This window comes from Paenarthrobacter sp. NPDC092416, assembly GCF_044755025.1.
Taxonomy (GTDB): domain Bacteria; phylum Actinomycetota; class Actinomycetes; order Actinomycetales; family Micrococcaceae; genus Arthrobacter.
In genome coordinates, this window is sequence record NZ_JBIVQG010000012.1 from 91454 (window position 1) to 108540 (window position 17087).

Genomic DNA, 17087 nt, shown 5'->3' on the forward strand with positions numbered 1-17087 from the left:
GGCGGCGCTGTAGCCGGCCCCGCTGGAGCTTGGATGAACGGCCGCCCTCAGCGGTCGGCGTCGTGCGTTCCTGCCTCCGACGCTTCGCCGGCAGCCCTCTGCACCACGGCCTCCAACTCATCTGTGGTGAGCAGTTCGCGGTGTCCGTGCTTGGTGCGGTAGGCCGAGCGTCCAACCATGTGCGCAGAAACGGGCGCAGTCAGCAGTTGGAAGATCCATGCCACAACCAGGATGGGCCACACCCACCATGTGCGCATTTGCAGGCCAATCGCCGCGAGCATGAGGAACAACCCCAGGACTTGCGGCTTGGTGGCCGCGTGCATGCGGCTCATGAGGTCCGGGAAACGCAGCAAACCAATTGCGGCCCCGAGGGACATCAAAGCACCCACCACCAGGAACACGGCGGTCACTACGTCAATCACGGCGTCCACGCCTGTGGCATCAGGAGTCATTGCTCTGGTCCCTCCTTTCGGCTACGAAGCGGGCAACGGTCACCGAGCCGATGAATCCGATAACGGCGAGGGCCACCAGCAGCATCAAGTTGTTCAGGTGACGGTTCATGGCCATGTCGATCGCCAGGGCAGCGCCAAGAATGGCGAGCAGGACGTCCGAGGCCAACACCCGGTCCAGCAACGACGGTCCGATGGCGATGCGCACAATGGCTCCGGCCGCAGCCAGTGTAAGGATCACTGCTGTGACCACCAGGACGATTTCCTTCACAGCGCTGCCCTCTCGCTTCCGGTTGCCTGCTCCGATTGGAGTGCCTCGGCTTCTTCGCGAGTACCCATGATGCGGATCAGCCCCGCTTCAATCTGCTGGACTTCCCGGCGGATTTTGTCGATGTCGGCATCGTTGTGGATGTTGATCGCGTGCAGGTAGAGGGTGGACGTGGAGCGGTCCACCTCCACCACCAGCGAGCCCGGAATCAGTGAGATCACGTGCCCGGTTGCCGTCACCATCAGGTCTGAGTGGCTCCGCAGCGGAACAGCGACGACGGCGCTGCGCACTGAAGGTCCTTTCACGGCCGCAAGGTAGAAGATCAGGAAGCTCGCTGCCACCACCTTGGCGAGGAACATCAGGGCGAACGGAATGGCGCGGAGTACGTTGAACCTGCCGCTTAGCTCTACGGGCGGGAGGTAGAACAGCTTGGCCACCACCACGGCAATGAGGGCGCCGAACAGCAGATTGCCGGGGCTGAAGTCCCTCCACAGTGCGCCCCACACAATGACCAGCCAAATCAGCAGGGGCAGCTCTGTGCGGAAAGAGATCGGTTTGCGGCTCATCGAACTCCACCTGACTGCCCGATTGGGGGTACCACGGCGGAGTCACCCAGGACCGAGTGGATGTACGCCGTGCGGTCGAGCATGATCTCCGCGGAACCGCCTGCCACGTGGAAGAGCGGGCCTGCGAAGACGGTCAGTGCGACGCCGAAGACCACCAGCCCCGCCGTCGAGCCCACCATCGTCCGGGGAAGCACTCCCACGTTCCCGGGAGCCATGAGCACGGGGTCAGGGAATTCCGCATCCTCGGGCTTGCGCCAGAACGCCCTGTTCCAGACCCGGGCAATGGCAAGCAGCGTCAGGAGGCTGGTGACCACACCACCCACCACCAGCACAATTGCCAGCGGTGTTCCCAATTCCACGCCGGCCTGCAGGAGGCCGAGCTTTCCGAGGAAGCCGGAGAACGGCGGAATGCCTGCCAGGTTCATGGCCGGTATGAAGAACAGCAAGGCCAGGAGCGGTGAAAGCTTGGCGAGGCCACCCAAACGGTCAATGGAGGAGCTGCCACCGCGGCGCTCAATGAGGCCTGTGACCAGGAACAGGCTGGTTTGGACGGTGATGTGGTGGGCCACGTAGAACACGGCTGCCCCGAGGCCGGCCACGGACGACATCGCCAAGCCAAACACCATGTACCCGATGTGGCTGACCAGGGTGAAGGACAGGAGACGTTTGATGTCGCTCTGAGCCAACGCACCCAGGATGCCCACCACCATGGTGAGCAGGGCCACCACCATCAAGGGCACGTTCAAGGTGTCCCCGGGGAACAACAGAGTCTCTGTGCGGACCATGGCGTAGACGCCGACCTTGGTCAGCAAACCTGCGAAAACAGCAGTGACTGGAGCAGGGGCTGTTGGGTAGGAGTCCGGAAGCCAGAACGAGAGCGGGAAGACTGCGGCTTTGATTCCGAACGCCACCAGCAGCATCACGTGCAGCAGGTTCTGGGTGCCTTGATCGAGCTCCGCCAGTTTGATGGCGAGATCGGCCATGGTGATGGTTCCGGTGGCCCCGTAGATCATGGCGATAGCGATGAGGAACAAAACGGACGACACCACGGACACCACAACGTAGGTGACGCCTGCCCGGATGCGCGGCCCGGTCCCGCCCAGTGTCATCAGGACGTAGCTTGCCGTGAGCAGGATTTCGAAGCCCACATAGAGATTGAACAGGTCACCGGTGAGGAAGGCGTTGGACACCCCCGCCACCAGGATCAAGTACGTGGGGTGGAAGATCGAGACCGGAGCTTCCTGGTCGCCGTCGGCCATGCCCTGGCCAGTGGCGTAGATCAGGACCGCCAGGCTCACCACCGTGGAGACCACGAGCATGAGCGAGGAGAACTGGTCCACCACCAGGACCACGCCCCACGGCGGCAGCCAACCACCCAGCGTGACGGACGTGGTTCCGCCATCCCATACGGACATCAGGAGCAGGCACTCAAGCAGCAGGGTGGCACTGAGAATAACGATGCTCACCACGCGCTGTGCAGCCGTGTGCCGGATCAGTACGAACGCCAGGGCAGCGCCCAGAATCGGGAGGAGCACAGCCAGCGGCGACAGGTTGGCGAGGTTCACGCGCCGTCTCCTTCCTGGGTTGGTTTGATGGTGTCTCCGGTGTGGTCCGTCCCGCCACCTTCTGCTTGGGCACCGGGCGTCGCGGCAGAAGTCACGGCGAACTCCGAAGTTTCCAGCGGAACAATGGCGTCGTCCTCGGCGTCGAAACTCGGCGTCTTGGCCACGCGGCGGTCTTCAAGGTCGTCCTGGATCTCGTCCTGCCGTGCCAAAGCCCACGTGCGGTAGATGATGCCGAGCATGAAAGCGGTGACAGCGAAGGAGATGACGATCGACGTCAGGATCAGGGCCTGCGGCAGAGGATCGTTGTACGTGGTCGGATCCGTTTCCTTGCTGAACAGCGGTGCAAGTCCGGCGTACCCGCCAGTGCTCAGGATCAGGATATTGGTGGCGTTGGCCAGAAGCATCAGCCCAAGCAGCACGCGCGTCAGGCTGCGTTCCAGGATCAGGTAGATTCCGCACGCGTACAGAATGCCCATCACGATCAACAGGGTCAGGTTGATGCTCATGCGTTACCCTTCCCGGACGCGGTGGCTTCTTCGATCTCGGCTTCGGCGATTGGCGCGCCCTTGCCTTCGAAATGTTCGTCGATCTCAGCGCCCAGGCTGCGGAGCACGTCCAGCGCGAGCCCGACCACCACGATGTACACGCCGATATCGAAGATCGTGGAAGTCACGAACTTGATGTCGCCGAACACTGGGAGCCAGAACTCGATGATCGCGCTTTGGAATACCTGCCCGCCCAGGAGCAGCGGCACGAAACCGGACGCTGCCGCCGTCGCGAGTCCCGTCCCCAAAAGGGTTCCTGCACTGACTGTCGCTGCCTCGCTGAGCTCGAACCGCCCGCCCGCCAAATAGCGGATGGTCAGCGCGAGGCCGGCTGTCAGGCCACCTGCGAAGCCGCCGCCGGGCAGGTTGTGCCCAGCCAGCAGCAGGTAAATGGAGAAGACGATCATCGAGTGGAAGATCAGTCTGGTGACAACTTCGAAGATGATGGATCGCCGTTCCGGCGCCAGTGTGCGGCCGGCCACAAGCCAGGCATCACGCGAGACATCGGCGAACTTCTTCGCCACCGCCAGCGTGGCACCGTCGCGGGAGTTGCGTTCGACGCCGGTGCGGCGCCCCACGCTGCCTTCCGGCACTGCCTCTGAGGTTTTGATGCGGTCGCCGCGGCTACGCACGAAGATCAGGCTGGCCACGCCGGTGGCCGCCACGGCGAGGACGGATATCTCACCGAAGGTGTCCCAGGCCCGGATGTCCACGAGCGTCACGTTGACCACGTTCAGTCCGCCACCGCCCTCGTAGGCCAAACGCGGGAATTCAAGGGAGATGGGGGTAGCCACCCGGGCACCCATCGCGTAGATGGCCACAAAGATCATGGTGATGCCGAATGCGGCGCCCACGATCACACGGACCACCCTCAACCGGCCACCGGTGCGGTCTCGCAGTTCGGCGGGCAGGCTGCGCATGGCGAGCACGAAGGCCACCAGGACAATGGTTTCCACGAGCATCTGGGTCAGCGCCAGGTCCGGAGCACCCTGAAGGGCAAACATCAGCGCAATCCCGTAGCCGGTGACCGACACCATGAGCACAGCCAGGAATCGCTTGTTGGCCCGGACCGCAGCCAATGCACCCACCACGATGCCCGCAGCCGCAATCAGCTGGAGCGGCGAGTGGGGATCGATGAAGTAGATCCCCTCCGGCAGCGGTTTGTTGGCAGCAATCAGGGCGGTCAGCGGAACGGCGAAGGCCACCGTCAGGATCACGGTCAGGTAGAAGTACAGGGAACCACGCTGGGTACGGCCCGTGACCCAGACGGCGACGTCATCCAGCGCGCCAATGGTGTGCTGGTAGGCGCGGTCGCTGTCGATCCAGTCGGGCACCAGCCCCTGCAGCCTGGAAACGAGGTTTCGGCCGTAGAACATCACCGCGCCCAACGCGAAAGTGATCGCGGTCAGGCCCAAAGCGGGTGTGAGCCCATGCCACAGAGCCAGGTGTCCGGCGTCGACCGCGCCCTCGCCTTCGGAGAAAAGCGCAGCGTACGGCTGGATCCAGGCGTCCACCGGCACCGGCCAGAGACCGTAGGCGATCGTCAGGACGCTGAGGATGGCCGGGGCGGCAAGGAAGGCCGGCTTGATGGCTTTGAAGGGAGTACGCTCCACGCCGGCCTTGGTTGCGAAAGCCCCCCACATGAAGCGGGCGCTGTAGGCGAACGTGAGGATGGATCCGATGACCAAACCGACCAGGATCCACACGCCCCAAGCGGGCGCGTCATGGTCCGTGCCGTAGTGGACGAAGGCTTCGAAAACCGACTCTTTCGCGACGAACCCGGCCAACGGCGGCACGCCGGCCATGGACGCAGCAGCGATGCCTGCCACGATTCCGAGCGCCCGGGAGGAACGGAAGACGCCCGACAGCTTGCGGATATCGCGCGTGCCCGACTGATGGTCGATGATGCCGACCACCAGGAACAACGCTGCCTTGAACAGGCCGTGGGCCAGCAGCAGCGCGAGTCCGGCCAATGCGGCATCCGGTCGTCCGAGCCCCACCACCATGGTCAGGAACCCGAGCTGGCTGACGGTTCCGTAGGCCAGGATCAACTTGATGTCTGTCTGCCGGAGGGCCCTGTACCCACCGACGAGCATGGTGGCCAGGCCGAGACCCAAAACCACCGGAAGCCAGAACTCCGACACGGAAAAGCCAGGCGCCAAGCGGGCAACGATGTAGATTCCGGCCTTGACCATTGCGGCGGCGTGCAGATAAGCGCTCACCGGCGTGGGAGCAGCCATGGCGCCCGGGAGCCAGAAGTGGAAGGGAACCAGCGCTGATTTGGTCACCGCGCCAACCAGGATCAGTACGACGGCGGCAGCCACCATCCCGCCGGTAGTGCCGTTGACGAGCGACCCGGCTTGGTCGAGGATCGCGGAAATGCGGTAGGTCCCGGCCGCCTGGCCCATGATGATGAGCCCCACCAGCATCGCCAGGCCACCCGCTGTGGTGACCATGAGCGCCTGCAGTGCTGAACGGCGTGCAGCCAAGCGGGTGCGGGCGTAGCCGATGAGCAGGTAGGAAAGGATGGTGGTGAGTTCCCAGAAGATGAACAGCATCAAGAGGTCATCGGAAGTCACCAGACCGAACATGGCACCGGCGAAAGCCAGCAACTGCGCACCGAAGCCGCCCAGATCGGGGTCCTTGTTCTTGAAATACCGGGCGCAATAGATGAGGACCAGCGAACCGACACCCAGGATCAGCAGCGACATCACCCAACTCAGCGCATCCATGCGGAAGGCGAACTCAAGTTTCAGGTCAGGAATCCACGGGAGGACTTCCTCTATGCCTCCACCGGAATATACGGCGTCGTACTGAAGAACCAGCCAGATGAAGGCCGCAGCGGGCACACCTGCAAGGACGTAGAACGCATTCCTGCCGAGTTTGCCAAAGATCAAGGGCGCCACAGTTGCCGCTACAAAGGTGATGGCGAGAACTGTGATCACTGTGGTCTCCGCAAAGTCAGGAACGAATTGTCAAAAGTTGGAGCAGGCGGTCATACGTTGGGTTCGATTGACCTAGTTTATCAAGGGGATCGGACAGTTTTATAACGCCGATATAGGGCGTCTGCACACAGATTCATGCGGATTCCGCCCGGCTTATCCACATAGCGGTCTGTCATCCACCCTCCGTTCGCGCAGTCCCTATAGCATTCAGGCTATGAACGCGGCCGCAGTTCCCGAAGCTTCCCATCCAGCCTCCGAGCTTGCCTCAGGGCCTGCTGTCTCCAAAAAGGGACAGATCGTTGCATGGGCTTCCTGGGACTGGGGTTCAGCTGCCTTCAATGCGGTGATGACCACGTTCGTTTTCACGGTCTATCTGACATCAAATGCCTTCGGTGGGGAGGACGCCGCCTCGGCAGCACTCGGAGCTGCCTTGGCGATCGCCGGATTCGCCATCGCGCTCCTTGCCCCCGTCACTGGCCAGCGGTCCGATGCCGGTGGGCGCCGCAAGCTGTGGCTCGGAGTCAACTCCGCAGCTGTCGCCGTTCTGACAGCCCTGTGTTTCTTCGTGTTCCCGGAGCCGCAATTCCTGCTGCTTGGCGTCAGCTTGATCGCGCTCGCGAATGTGTTCTTTGAATTTGCGGGCGTCAACTACAACGCAATGCTGGCGCAAATTTCCACCCCGAAAAACATCGGCAAGGTGAGTGGCTTTGGTTGGGGCATGGGATACCTCGGCGGCATCGTGGCGCTGCTCCTGGTCCTGCAATTGTTCGTGCAGCCCTCCTTTGACTGGTTCGGAGCCTCCACCGAGGGTTCCCTCAACATCCGTTTGGTCGCGATCTTCTCGGCGCTCTGGTTCTTCATCTTCGCGCTCCCGGTATTGTTCGCTGTACCCGAGGTCCCGGCGAAGCAGAGCACGGCTTCCCTTGGATTCCTTGCCTCCTACAAACTGCTGTTTCGCCGCGTCAGGGCCATCTACAAGACCAGCCCGCACACCATTTACTTCCTCCTTGCCAGCGCGATCTTCCGCGATGGCCTTGCAGCGGTATTCACCTTTGGCGGCGTGATCGCCGCCGGGACCTTTGGCTTTGAACTCAAGGAAGTCATCTTCTTCGCGATCTTCGGCAACGTCGTGGCGGCCGTGGGGGCCATCATCGGCGGGTTCCTGGACGACAAGATCGGTCCCAAGGCAGTCATCATCCTCTCGTTGGTTGGCCTCCTCGTCGCGGGCACGTTTATCTTGGTCCTCGGCAACGGCGACTACGTGGTGCTCGGCGCCAACTGGCCTGCCTCAAACACCTTCTGGATCTTCGGACTGCTCCTCTGTCTTTTCGTTGGACCGGCCCAGTCCTCGTCTCGCGCCTATCTGGCACGTTTGGCGCCGGAGGGCGAATCCGGAGAGTTGTTCGGGCTCTACGCCACCACAGGTCGGGCCGTGAGCTTCCTGGCTCCCACGCTTTTCACACTGTGCATCGCCATCGCCGCCCCGCTCGTTGAAGAAGGTGGAGCCCAGCGTTGGGGTGTCCTCGGCATCCTGGTAGTTCTGTTCGCCGGGCTTCTGGTTCTCCTGCCCGTCAAGCCCCCGAGCAAGACGGAAATCGCAGTTGTCCCGGAGCATTGAGGAATGCAGCAGGACGCGGTTGCAGCCCTGCGCGAACGCCATATGAGAGCCGAGGCAACAGAGTTAGGGTGGAGCTATGAACGTGGATGAGACTGAACTCCCGGGCCTTGGCGTCCGCAAGGATTTCATTACGGCTTCCGGCCGTCGCATCGGTGTCGTCGAACTTCGCGAAGGCGAGACCGAACTTTTCGTGTCAACGTGGGATGACCCCGACACGTGCCAGGCTTCCATCCCACTGACCGCGGATGAGGCAGCAGCCTTGGGCAACCTCCTGGGCGGGCAGCACATTGCCATGCGCCTTGCTGAGGCCCACCGCGAAGTTCCGGGCATCGTGACACGTCAGTTTTCCATCACCGGTGACTCTCCGTTTATCAACCAGCCCATGGGCAAAGCCCAAATCCGTACCCGCAGTGGCGTATCGATCGTGGCGATCATGCGCGAGGGTGAGGTAGTCCCCTCCCCCGCGCCCGACGTCGTTCTTCACACAGGCGATCTCCTCGTCGCAGTCGGCACACAGGAAGGTCTTGACTCGGCAGCCGACATCCTGCGCAACGGCTGACCGCAATGGATCCGCTCGCACTTGCCCTCGTTGAACTGGGGGCCGTCGTCTTCTGCCTCGGTCTCCTGGCTCGGTTGGCGGGCAGAATCGGCATGTCCCCCATCCCCCTGTACCTGGTGGGTGGCTTGGCCTTCGGGGCGGGCGGCTTCGTCAAACTGGACGGCATGCACGAGTTCGCCCACCTCTCGGGCGAGATCGGTGTCATCCTGTTGCTTCTTATGCTCGGTTTGGAATACACCGCGTCGGAGCTCGTCACTGGGCTCCGACGTTCGTGGCAGGCCGGTGTACTGGACTTCGTGCTGAACTTCCTCCCTGGTGCAGGAATCGCGGTGCTGCTGGGGTGGGGGCTGGTGGGCGCAATCGTCATGGGTGGCGTTACGTATATCTCCTCGTCCGGCATTGCCGCAAAGGTGATTACGGATCTCGGCCGGATCGGTAACCGCGAAACACCCGTGGTGCTCTCGATCCTCGTGTTCGAGGACCTGGCCATGGCCGTCTACCTGCCGATCCTCACAGCTATCCTGGCCGGTGTCGGATTCCTTGGCGGGCTGCAGACCGTGGGAATCGCTTTGGCCGTGGTGACTGTAGTGCTGGTGATCGCGCTGAAGCACGGCCACCGCGTTTCGCAGGCCGTCCATAGCGAGAATTCCGAGGTCTTCCTCCTGAACGTGCTGGGGCTCGCCCTCTTGGTGGCTGGCATCGCCTCCGCCCTTCAGGTTTCGGCAGCGGTTGGCGCCTTCATGCTGGGGATCGCCATTTCCGGTGCGACCGCGCACAATGCCACGCGAATCCTCGAGCCCCTGCGGGATCTCTTTGCCGCCATCTTCTTCGTGGCGTTTGGACTCAACACGGATCCCACGTCCATCCCGCCCGTCCTCGGGTGGGCACTTATCCTCGCCGTACTGACAGCGGCAACCAAGATCGTCACAGGATTCTGGGCCGCCCAAAGGGCCGGCATTGCCGTTCCCGGTCGATTCCGTGCAGGCGCCGCGCTCATCGCCCGTGGCGAATTCTCCATCGTCATCGCTGGGTTGGCCGTAGCTTCGGGAGCAGTTCCGGACGAACTCGCAGCCCTCGCAACGGCATACGTCCTCATCATGGCAATCCTGGGGCCGCTGGCTGCCCGCTTCGTCGAACCCGTGGTCAAGGCTCTCCGGAAAGCTCCGGGCGCCCCGCCACGAACGCCCGAGCGCGCCCCCGCAGCGTAAGGCTCACTCCACCCAGGCATGGCGACGCACGCACGCCACCAGGAAGGCATCCCCGGCACCCGGCAAAAATCCCGGGCACAACTTCTGGTGATGAAAGCTAGATCGCCGTCCGGTGGAAGTTCTGGTGGCTGCGGCTCGCGGTGGGGCCGCGCTGGCCCTGGTAGCGGTTGCCATATTCGCCGGATCCGTACGGGTGTTCCGCCGCGGACGTCAGGCGGAAGAAGCAGAGTTGGCCGATCTTCATTCCGGGCCACAGCTTGATGGGCAAGGTAGCAACGTTCGAAAGTTCCAGGGTCACGTGACCAGAGAAGCCCGGGTCAATAAAGCCGGCGGTGGAGTGCGTCAGAAGACCGAGCCGGCCCAGGGACGACTTACCTTCAAGGCGCGCTGCGATGTCATCCGGCAGGCTCACGGTCTCGTACGTGGAGCCGAGCACGAATTCGCCGGGGTGCAGAATGAAGGGCTCGTCGCCCTCGACCTCAACCAACCGGGTCAGCTCAGGCTGTTCCTCGGCAGGGTCAATGTGGGCATATTTGTGGTTGTCGAAGAGCCGGAAAAACCGGTCAATCCGCACGTCCACGGAAGACGGCTGAACCATCGCGGGGTCGTACGGTTCAAGAACAATCCGTCGGGAGTCTATTTCGGCACGAATATCGCGGTCAGAGATCAGCACAGCATCAAAAATACCCCATGCATTGTCCCCGCTGCCCCATGGGACTATAGTTCCCGGACATGTAAAGCCGCGCCCGGACGTGGGGGCAACGAGCATTCGCGGGGTAATTGTGGGGAAACTGGCAGCGCCGGCGGCTGTTGTGCTGGCTGGCGCTTTGGCCTTGTTGGTGGCTGCTTCCGGCCCGATTCCGTCCGCTTCCGTGGCGGGGCAGGCCAGCAATTCGGCACGTGAAACACCCGTGGCGTTGACGGCACCTGAGGCAAGTACGACGTCGGACCCGGCACCTTTGGCGGGAACGCCCGCCCCGGCTGAAGCGCCCTACCCACCAAACGCAGACGCCGACGTCCGTACTGGACCCATCGCGATTGATCCGACGCCGGACGGTCCACCGCCGGTGCCGTCGATCGGCCCATCGTGGGGTCCGGTTGACTTGTCCTCGCCAACGATGCCAGTGACCCCCGCGCCCGTGGAAACCCCGGCGAGCACCTCGGATGCAACTCAACCCGCCGCGCCGACAGTCTCAGCACCCCCAACTGCCGAGCCGTCACCAGCACCCACTGCGCCCGCCGTCGGGCCTCAACCGCCAGCGCCCGGAACGTCAGAGCCGGTACCGACGCAGCCCACAACGCCGCCCCCCTCAGTCACGCCGGGCCCCACGCATCTGGCAAGTGAACCCGCCACACCAAGCCCCACCCCCTCAGCCAGCGCGACGCCAAGCCCCGCCCAATCGCCAACGGCAACCCCCAGCACCGCCCCGTTCCCGGGAAAGAACCCCGCCGGCGACGCGAACCTTGATAACGGCGCCCTCGCGCTCCTCCCGGATGACAACACCGCCGCAATCCTGACGGTGTTCAACGCCATCAATAGCTACCGGGCCTCGTTGGGCCTGGCGCCGGTGAAGTACCACGCGACGGTGGCGGGCATGGCCCAGGAATGGTCCAACAACATTGCCACCAGGGAAGTGATTCAGCACCGCCCGAACTTCTGGACGGATCCGCGGGCCATGAATCCGAACAACGGCGCGGGAGAGGTCATCGCCGTTCGCTGGGACCGTGACGCCGCCCTCTTGGTTGAGTGGTGGAAGGGCTCCCCAGGGCACGACGCCATGCTCAGGGATCCCCGTTTCAATGTGATGGGCATCGGCATCACCTACACGGACGGCAATTGGCAGACCACACCCAACCGGTACACGCTGTGGGGCGTGGTCAACTTCTTTGGCTACACCACGTTGCCGGCCGGCACTACGGATCGACCGGGCGGAACCGTGCAGCCCCCGACGGATCCGGTTGGCATCTGCGAGCCGGACGCCAAGCATCAACCTCCCACCGTGAACCTGAGCACTGCAGCCATCCGGAGCGCCGCTGAGATTGTTGCGATCAAACCGGACGGAACCGTGCTGGCCTATCCTTCGCTGGGCAATGCCAAGTATGGAACTCCGCGGACCATCGGGGTCGGGTTCACCGGACTCAAGGAACTTTTCGTCTCGGACTGGGATCGCGACGGCGTCTTTGACCTCATCGCCCAGCGGGAAGACGGGGCGCTGTTGGTGTATCCGGGCCGTCAGGCGGGCGGTTTCGGCTCTCCCGGCGTCCTGGGCCAGGGCTGGCAGTCCCTGAATATTGCCGTGGGCAATTGGTGCGCCAACAACCGGATTCCTCAGATCGTGGCCATGGATACGTCGGGCAGAATGTGGTTCTACAAGAATTCCGGACTGTCATATATACGCACCCAGGCAGCCATAGGAACGGGCAATCCGTCGGTCCGCCTCAGCATGGTGGACTACAACGCAGACGGTTTCCAGGATCTGCTGAGCGTCGAGGCCAATGGGTACCTGCGCTTGTATCGCGGCAGCGGTATCGCGACTCCGCGGCAGGAATCCAGGCCGGTGGTTGGCGCGGCCTGGACGGATTACACCGGGGTGCGAGCGCTGCGGGGCGTCACCGGCGCCGACACAACGGGCGTCGCCGGCTTGGACCGCAACGGCACCCTTGAGTATTGGGACCTGACCACGGGGAAACTCACTACGCCGGTGACGGTCGGGACCACGTGGGGTGGCCTCAAGCTCGCTCAGTAGGAGTCAGGCAGCTGAACTGGATTCGATCACGGTCTTCAGCCGCTCCAACTGGGCGACCTCGCCCTCCATGGTCTTCTGAATCATGGCGTTCATGAATTTTTGGAGGCCCTTGGGGTGGTATTCCAGCGCGAACCTCAGTCGCGTCGTGTTGCCTTCGGTGCTGAGGTAATAGCCGCCAGTGGGCCGCGCGGGACCGGCAACCACGGCGAAACGTACTTCCGCTCCCGGACGGGCTTCTGTGATCTGGAAGTCTGCGGCGATGGGCCGCCCGCCTGGCCCGGTGATGGTCTGCTGGTACAGCGCGCCCTTCTCCCCTTGCTTGCCGGAGCGGAGCGAGATGCTGCGGATCCCCGAGCGCCACAGGGAATTATTGGTGCCGTCCATCAGGAATCCGTAGACGGTCATGGCGTCCCTGCTGATCACCACTTCATAGTCTGCAAATGCCACGGATACCTCTTTCGGCGTACGGTTCGTTGTCGTAGCCGGGTTCCCCATACGCTGCAGCTAACACCTTCAGAATAGTCAGCCAACACCCCGCTCGGACACATCACCGACGAGCCTTGACCGAATGGTTATCTGGCGGTTCGAAAGGTTACGGCTGACACATTTCGACCATGCGGGGTAGAGTTCCCGAGGCTGGCAAAAACCGATGTGGGGGCGTAATGCGAGTAGAAGATCACCTGTTTTTCAGAAGAAACGCACGACGACGGCTGGCTGCGTGTGCGGCTTTCCTCGCCCTGGCAGTGGCTGGCGGAGTCATCACTGCGGTGCCCGCCGGGGCGGTAGCGCCGCACACAGCAGCAGCAGCGCCTGCGAAGGCAACCGCCATAACAGTGGCCAAGGCAGCGGTTCCGACGACGGCGAACCCGCTTCCCAGCGTGGATCCCATCGGGGACCCGGCCAGCTTCTCGGTCCTGGTCAATAAATCCAGGCCACTGAATCCCGCAAGCTACGCCCCTGGCGACCTCATCAATGCCCGCGGCTCCGGACAGTACCTGCGTGCGGAGGCGGCCGCGTGGCTCAACGGCCTGTTCCAGGGCGCAGCCGACGCCGGAACGGGTGGCTTGTCGATCGTGAGCGGCTACCGCTCCTACGCCCAACAGCAGCAGGTGTATTCCTACTACGTCAGCATCTATGGACAGGCGTACGCGGACACCATTTCGGCTCGTCCCGGCTACAGCGAGCACCAGACCGGGCTCGCCATGGACATCGGCAATGCCGCTGGTTCCTGCGGCCTGAGCACCTGCTTCGGCGACACTGCGGCGGGTAAATGGGTGGCAGCGAATGCCCACAAGTACGGCTTCATTGTCCGCTACCCCAACGGCTATACGGGGACCACCGGGTACAGCTACGAGCCCTGGCACCTACGCTACGTGGGCGTGGCCCTGGCGACCGACATGAACCGCCGCGGTTTTCCCACGCTGGAGCACTACTTCGCCGGAAATCCGGCGGCCGCAGCGAGCATCAAGTCCGGCGCCGACCTCGTAGCTGCCGACTCTTCCGGCCGGATGCTGCGTTACCCCGCGACGGCGACCGGCGGGTATGCGGGTGCAGTGCAGATCGGTTCGGGCTGGACCGGCTTGAAGCAGGGCTTCGTGGTGGACTGGGACATTGATGGCATTTACGACATCCTGGCGCAGTGGAACAACGGCGTCCTGGGCGTTTACCGTGGCCTCCCCGGCGGCGGCTTCGCCAATCAGGTTGTGGTGGGCAATGGCGGCTGGGATCGCATGACCATCACCGTGGGAAAGTGGACGCACGCGCACCCGCGGCCCGGCGTCGTCGGGTATTTTCCGGATGGTGTGCTGCGCTACTACCCCAACACCTTCGGCGGTGCCCTGAGCGCTCCGCAGGTCATCGGCAAGGGCTGGAACGGCATGGAACTGACCATGGCGGACTGGGAAGGCGACGGCGCCAACGACCTCCTGGCCAGGAACGCTTCCGGCGCACTGATCAACTACCGTGGCGACGGCTGGGCAGGATTCTTCGGACCGGCCTACACGGTGGGCACAGGCTGGCAGTACATGCGAGTACTTGCACCGAGCTTCGGCTTGACCGGTGCGGGCACGCGCGGACTGACGGCCCAGACTGCCGACGGCAACCTCTACAACTACGGTCTGGGCCGGAGCCAGTGGAGCACTTACCGCCAAGTGGGTTCCGGCTGGAACAGCCTCAAGCTGTTCAAGTAGGGCAATTTCGTCGCAAGCGGGGAAGCCTGGACCGCCAGCCGGTGTGCCGGTCATGAGCATGCTGGCAACTGCGCTAAGCTAGGACTCGCTCCAGCGAACAGCCGGGGCATCGCGGGCGTAGCTCAATGGTAGAGCGCTAGCTTCCCAAGCTCGATACGCGGGTTCGATTCCCGTCGCCCGCTCCAGCAAGGCCCCCTTTGCCTCCGGGCATTGGGGGTCTTCTTGTTCTGGACCCCGTCTCTGCCCGACCTTCTTTGCCGTCGAAACAGCCCCAAATCCCACGAAATCAACGCATTCGGGGTGCCTGGAAATTCAAAAAGGGTCAGGAAGCCACAGCTTTGGGAATCCCCACGGCCTGCTCCTCCGATATCGGTCCGAAAACCCGTCGACCCGGGCGGCCCTCGAGCCTAAACTCGTAGATACATCCACTATCCGGGAGGTCCTCCAATGACTCTCACCGACGATGTTGAGGCGGGTCCACTGGCCGTCATCAACCGCCTGCTCGAAGCAACCAACAAGCATGACCTGCAAGCCCTGGCCGATTGCTTCGCGCCGGGCTATGTCAACGAGACACCCGCCCACCCCACGCGCGGGTTCACCGGCAGGGACACTATCCGAAGCAACTGGGAGCAGCTGTTCACTGGTGTCCCGGACATCAAGGCCCACCTCTTATCGCACAGCATCAACGGCAGCACTATATGGACCGAACTGCACTTGAAGGGCGCATGGCGCGACGGCACTCCGCATGAAATGACCGGGGTGATCATCTTCGGCGTGGATGAGGGCATCATCAGCAGTGCCCGCTTCTATCTCGAGCCGGTGGAACGCCAAGCTGCCATCTTGGAAGACCCCGCCGATCGTGTGACCCACCGGGTCACCCACGGCCGGCCTGCCGCTCAACCAGCGCAGTAGGACCGGCAAGGTCAAGGGTCCCCGCCCCGCCATCCTGCCTGAACCAGCGGGTCCGGATACGTCGTGCGCCCGGCGACCGACAGCAGTACGCCCAGCCACGAGGTGTATGGTCAGGAGTCAGGAGCCATTTCGGCTCCGCTCTAGGGAGCGATCATGGCCGACAAATCACCGCGCCAAGCTGCATCGAAGAAATCCGGCAAATCCATCAAAGAAAAGCGTGCGGACAAACGGGCTGCTGAGTCCTCCGCCACCGCGGCTGCGAAGCCCGTTACCGGCAACAAGAAGTGAGCGGGCATCAAGGCCCATTGAGCATCGGAGTCCTGGGTTCATCGCTGAAACCGGACGAACAACGGTTGCCCATCCACCCCCAACATCTGGAGCGAATAGCTCCCGAGCTCCGGCAAAAACTCAGGCTTGAGTATGGTTACGGCGAGCGTTTTGGTGTCACGGACACCAGGCTCGCCGCGCTGGTGGGCGGATTGGGAACGCGCCAGGAGTTGATCGCGGAGAACGATGTCATTCTGCTCCCGAAGCCACAGGCGCAGGACCTCGCCGAACTCCGTGACGGCCAGACGTTGTGGGGGTGGCCGCACTGTGTTCAGGATCGTGCCATTACCCAGCTGGCCATCGACAAGAAGCTCACCCTCATCGCTTTCGAGGCAATGAACCACTGGGCAGGCGACGGTGGTTTCGGCCTCCACGTCTTCCATAAGAACAACGAGCTGGCCGGGTATTGCTCAGTGCTTCACGCACTGGCCCTGACCGGTTCAACGGGCGACTACGGCCGCCGCCTCAGCGCCGTGGTGATCGGTTTCGGCGCCACGGCACGTGGGGCCGTCACTGCGTTGAACGCACACGGCGTCCACGACGTCCAGGTGCTGACAAACCGTGGCGTCGCCGCCGTCGGGTCCCCCATCCACTCTGTACGGATCGTGCAGTTCGACCACGACAGTAAAGCGCCGTTCCTGAGCGAAGTCATCACGAACAACGGCCGTAAGCCCTTGGCTCCGTTCCTGGCGACGGCTGACATCGTGGTGAATTGCACCCTCCAGGATCCCAACTCGCCGTTGACCTACCTGCGAACCGAGGATCTGGCGGAATTCAGGCCGGGCAGCCTGATTGTGGACGTGTCCTGCGATGAAGGAATGGGGTTCAGCTGGGCCCGTTCCACCACGTTCAAGGAACCCATGTTCCGGGTGGGGGACAACGTCAATTACTACGCCGTGGACCACAGCCCTTCATATCTGTGGAACTCGGCCAGCTGGGAAATCAGCGAGGCGCTGCTGCCCTTCCTGGAGACAGTCGTGGCGGGGCCCGATGCGTGGGATGCCAACGAGTCGATCTCCCGCGCCATCGAGATTCGCGACGGCGTCATCCGCAACCCGGACATCCTTGAGTTCCAGGGGCGCTCGGCTGACTACCCGCACGTGCCCCTGGCACCCAAAGCCGTGGAACTCCAAGCCGTGGAACCCAAAGCCGTGGAACCGGAATTGGTGACGCCGGCCGTCTAGTACGA

Annotated in this window: 16 protein-coding genes and 1 tRNA gene; 9 read left to right on the forward strand and 8 right to left on the reverse strand. The window is 63.1% G+C overall.

What is annotated here, in order from left to right:
• Positions 1-47: 47 nt before the first annotated feature.
• From mnhG to ACIQC5_RS19300, 6 genes are read right to left on the reverse strand one after another with little or no spacing between them, the layout of a single operon-like run.
• Positions 48-452, reverse strand: a complete 405-nt coding sequence (gene mnhG / locus ACIQC5_RS19275) for a monovalent cation/H(+) antiporter subunit G (protein WP_400286052.1) — start codon at positions 450-452, stop codon at positions 48-50.
• Positions 442-720, reverse strand: coding sequence for a monovalent cation/H+ antiporter complex subunit F (locus ACIQC5_RS19280; protein ID WP_400286055.1), 279 nt, complete (start codon positions 718-720; stop codon positions 442-444). Before ACIQC5_RS19280 ends, mnhG begins: the two co-directional genes overlap by 11 nt.
• Complete coding sequence (locus ACIQC5_RS19285) at positions 717-1283, reverse strand: Na+/H+ antiporter subunit E (RefSeq protein ID WP_400286058.1); 567 nt, start codon at positions 1281-1283, stop codon at positions 717-719. Before ACIQC5_RS19285 ends, ACIQC5_RS19280 begins: the two co-directional genes overlap by 4 nt.
• Positions 1280-2848, reverse strand: a complete 1569-nt coding sequence (locus ACIQC5_RS19290; protein WP_400286061.1) for a Na+/H+ antiporter subunit D — start codon at positions 2846-2848, stop codon at positions 1280-1282. Before ACIQC5_RS19290 ends, ACIQC5_RS19285 begins: the two co-directional genes overlap by 4 nt.
• Entirely contained in the window at positions 2845-3354 is a 510-nt protein-coding gene (locus ACIQC5_RS19295) for a Na(+)/H(+) antiporter subunit C (RefSeq protein WP_400286064.1), read from the reverse strand. The genes ACIQC5_RS19290 and ACIQC5_RS19295 overlap by 4 nt, the downstream gene beginning before the upstream one ends.
• Positions 3351-6338, reverse strand: a complete 2988-nt coding sequence (locus ACIQC5_RS19300; protein WP_400286066.1) for a Na+/H+ antiporter subunit A — start codon at positions 6336-6338, stop codon at positions 3351-3353. The genes ACIQC5_RS19295 and ACIQC5_RS19300 overlap by 4 nt, the downstream gene beginning before the upstream one ends.
• A gap of 214 nt (positions 6339-6552) precedes the next feature.
• On the opposite strand from ACIQC5_RS19300, the gene ACIQC5_RS19305 reads away from it, so the two are divergent.
• The 3 genes from ACIQC5_RS19305 to ACIQC5_RS19315 all read left to right on the forward strand — a co-directional run bounded on the left by ACIQC5_RS19305 (position 6553) and on the right by ACIQC5_RS19315 (position 9723).
• Complete coding sequence (locus tag ACIQC5_RS19305) at positions 6553-7956, forward strand: MFS transporter (protein ID WP_400286068.1); 1404 nt, start codon at positions 6553-6555, stop codon at positions 7954-7956.
• A 76-nt stretch (positions 7957-8032) separates the two neighbouring features.
• A complete protein-coding gene (locus ACIQC5_RS19310) occupies positions 8033-8515 on the forward strand; it encodes a cation:proton antiporter regulatory subunit (RefSeq protein WP_400286070.1) in 483 nt (160 codons plus the stop codon).
• A gap of 5 nt (positions 8516-8520) precedes the next feature.
• Complete coding sequence (locus tag ACIQC5_RS19315) at positions 8521-9723, forward strand: cation:proton antiporter (protein ID WP_400286072.1); 1203 nt, start codon at positions 8521-8523, stop codon at positions 9721-9723.
• A 97-nt stretch (positions 9724-9820) separates the two neighbouring features.
• On the opposite strand, the gene dcd is transcribed toward ACIQC5_RS19315, so the two are convergent.
• Positions 9821-10396 carry a dCTP deaminase gene (dcd, locus tag ACIQC5_RS19320; protein ID WP_400286075.1) on the reverse strand — a complete coding sequence of 192 codons (576 nt, stop codon included), beginning with the start codon at positions 10394-10396 and terminating at the stop codon, positions 9821-9823.
• Between the two features lie 109 nt (positions 10397-10505).
• Between dcd and ACIQC5_RS19325 the strand changes: the two genes are divergently transcribed.
• Positions 10506-12470 (forward strand): CAP domain-containing protein, encoded by a 1965-nt coding sequence (locus ACIQC5_RS19325; protein ID WP_400286078.1) that lies wholly within the window; start codon positions 10506-10508, stop codon positions 12468-12470.
• Positions 12471-12473: 3 nt separating this feature from the next.
• Here ACIQC5_RS19325 and ACIQC5_RS19330 read toward each other — a convergent pair whose 3' ends face one another.
• A complete protein-coding gene (locus tag ACIQC5_RS19330) occupies positions 12474-12917 on the reverse strand; it encodes an SRPBCC family protein (protein WP_400286080.1) in 444 nt (147 codons plus the stop codon).
• Positions 12918-13132: 215 nt separating this feature from the next.
• Between ACIQC5_RS19330 and ACIQC5_RS19335 the strand changes: the two genes are divergently transcribed.
• The 5 genes from ACIQC5_RS19335 to ACIQC5_RS19355 all read left to right on the forward strand — a co-directional run bounded on the left by ACIQC5_RS19335 (position 13133) and on the right by ACIQC5_RS19355 (position 17082).
• Complete coding sequence (locus tag ACIQC5_RS19335) at positions 13133-14659, forward strand: D-alanyl-D-alanine carboxypeptidase family protein (protein ID WP_400286083.1); 1527 nt, start codon at positions 13133-13135, stop codon at positions 14657-14659.
• 111 nt (positions 14660-14770) lie between these two features.
• Positions 14771-14844, forward strand: a tRNA-Gly gene (locus ACIQC5_RS19340).
• Between the two features lie 262 nt (positions 14845-15106).
• On the forward strand, positions 15107-15571 hold the full coding sequence (locus tag ACIQC5_RS19345) for a nuclear transport factor 2 family protein (RefSeq protein ID WP_400286085.1): 465 nt from the start codon (positions 15107-15109) through the stop codon (positions 15569-15571).
• A 153-nt stretch (positions 15572-15724) separates the two neighbouring features.
• Entirely contained in the window at positions 15725-15859 is a 135-nt protein-coding gene (locus tag ACIQC5_RS19350) for a hypothetical protein (protein WP_400286088.1), read from the forward strand.
• Entirely contained in the window at positions 15856-17082 is a 1227-nt protein-coding gene (locus tag ACIQC5_RS19355; protein ID WP_400286091.1) for a N(5)-(carboxyethyl)ornithine synthase, read from the forward strand. The genes ACIQC5_RS19350 and ACIQC5_RS19355 overlap by 4 nt, the downstream gene beginning before the upstream one ends.
• Positions 17083-17087 lie beyond the last annotated feature (5 nt).

What these genes read in the sequence shown, in the direction of transcription:
- mnhG (WP_400286052.1), bottom strand. Translation starts at nt 452, where the DNA reads ATGACTCCTGATGCCACAGGCGTGGACGCCGTGATTGACGTAGTGACC.
- ACIQC5_RS19285 (WP_400286058.1), bottom strand. Translation starts at nt 1,283, where the DNA reads ATGAGCCGCAAACCGATCTCTTTCCGCACAGAGCTGCCCCTGCTGATT.
- ACIQC5_RS19295 (WP_400286064.1), bottom strand. Translation starts at nt 3,354, where the DNA reads ATGAGCATCAACCTGACCCTGTTGATCGTGATGGGCATTCTGTACGCG.
- ACIQC5_RS19305 (WP_400286068.1), top strand. Translation starts at nt 6,553, where the DNA reads ATGAACGCGGCCGCAGTTCCCGAAGCTTCCCATCCAGCCTCCGAGCTT.
- ACIQC5_RS19310 (WP_400286070.1), top strand. Translation starts at nt 8,033, where the DNA reads ATGAACGTGGATGAGACTGAACTCCCGGGCCTTGGCGTCCGCAAGGAT.
- ACIQC5_RS19315 (WP_400286072.1), top strand. Translation starts at nt 8,521, where the DNA reads ATGGATCCGCTCGCACTTGCCCTCGTTGAACTGGGGGCCGTCGTCTTC.
- ACIQC5_RS19335 (WP_400286083.1), top strand. Translation starts at nt 13,133, where the DNA reads ATGCGAGTAGAAGATCACCTGTTTTTCAGAAGAAACGCACGACGACGG.
- ACIQC5_RS19345 (WP_400286085.1), top strand. Translation starts at nt 15,107, where the DNA reads ATGACTCTCACCGACGATGTTGAGGCGGGTCCACTGGCCGTCATCAAC.
- ACIQC5_RS19350 (WP_400286088.1), top strand. Translation starts at nt 15,725, where the DNA reads ATGGCCGACAAATCACCGCGCCAAGCTGCATCGAAGAAATCCGGCAAA.